General features: G+C 57.5%; 1 protein-coding gene. It reads left to right on the forward strand.

Annotated elements, in window-relative coordinates; translation table 11 throughout:
- A partial coding sequence (locus AAC147_RS11245; protein WP_047686624.1) for a non-ribosomal peptide synthetase occupies positions 1-1,560 on the forward strand: 1,560 nt, incomplete at both ends.

Genomic DNA, 1,560 nt, shown 5'->3' on the forward strand with positions numbered 1-1,560 from the left:
GAATACGCCAGTGATCTGTTTGACCCGGCCACGGTTGAACGTATGGCGGGGCATCTGCACACCCTGCTGGCGGCAATGGTGGCTGATGATAACCAGACGGTAGCCGATTTACCGCTCTTAACACCGCCTGAGCGCACTCAGCTACTGACCGAATTTAATACCCCCACCGTCAGTTACCCGTCCGATCTGCTGCTGCAACAACTTTTCGAACAGCAAGTGGCGGACTCACCGGCCGCCACCGCGCTGGTGGCTGGCGAACAGCAACTGAGTTATGCCGAACTGAACCGGCAGGCCAACCAACTGGCCCATGCCCTGATAGCGGCCGGCGTACAGCCGGATGACCGGGTCGCCATTTGTGTTGAGCGCGGTGTTGATATGATTGTTGGCCTGTTCGCTATCCTGAAAGCCGGGGCCGGTTATGTACCATTAGATCCTGAATACCCCACTGAGCGTCTGGCTTACATTCTGTCAGATTGTGAACCTAAGTTATTATTGACTCAGCATCACTTGCAGAGCCGTTTAACAACCAACGTCCCTGTCTGGGTCATGGATGATGATGACTGTCTGGATTATGTGGCCCAACAGTCCGACCACAATCCTGAACCACAACAACGGGGATTGGAACCTCATCATCTGGCCTATATCATCTACACCTCCGGCTCCACCGGGCAGCCGAAAGGCGTCATGATTGAACACCGCAATGTGGTCAATTTTGTCCATGTCCAGCGTCAGACCAATGCACTGACCCCGGCGGACCGGGTACTGCAATTTACCTCGGTGGCCTTTGATACCACCGTCTCCGATATTTTCGCCACCCTGGCCGCCGGGGCAACGTTAGTGCTGCGGCCGGCCCATCTGCGGATCCCGGATAATGCCTTTAGCCAGTTCTTACAGACACAGGCGATCACCGTCTGCGATTTACCCACCGCCTTCTGGCACCTGTGGGTACAGGAGATGGCCGCCGGCCGCTGTGGTTTCAGCCCGTCTTTACGGCTGGTGATTGTCGGCGGGGAAAAAGCCGAGCTGCGTCACTTCAACACCTGGCAATCGTTAGCGGAAACCCGGTCCTGCCGCTGGATCAACTCCTACGGCCCAACGGAAACCACGGTAATAGCCACGGTATGGCAACCGGCTGCCCCGGCAACCTGTCCCGCCGGCTCCGTCCCCATCGGCTACCCTTTGACCAACTCCCGTCTTTATATTCTGGATGCACAAGGGCAACCGGTGCCTGTCGGGGTGGCCGGTGAAATCCATATCGGCGGCGCCGGCGTGGCCCGCGGGTATCTGAACCGCCCTGACCTCACCGCTGAGCGGTTCGTGGCGGATCCATTCAGTGAACAACCTGATGCCCGGATGTATAAAACCGGCGATTTAGGCCGCTGGCTGCCGGACGGCACCATTGAATACCGGGAACGCAATGATTTTCAGGTCAAGATCCGTGGCTTCCGGATTGAACTGGGGGAAATTGAGGCCCAACTGGCGCAGTGTGACGGCGTCAAAGATGCGGTCGTCACCGCCCATGAAGATGAAAGCGGTAATAAGCGTCTGGTGGCCTATCTG

The sequence above is a fragment of the Xenorhabdus sp. NBAII XenSa04 genome (assembly GCF_963866145.1).
Classification (GTDB): Bacteria; Pseudomonadota; Gammaproteobacteria; order Enterobacterales; family Enterobacteriaceae; genus Xenorhabdus; species Xenorhabdus indica.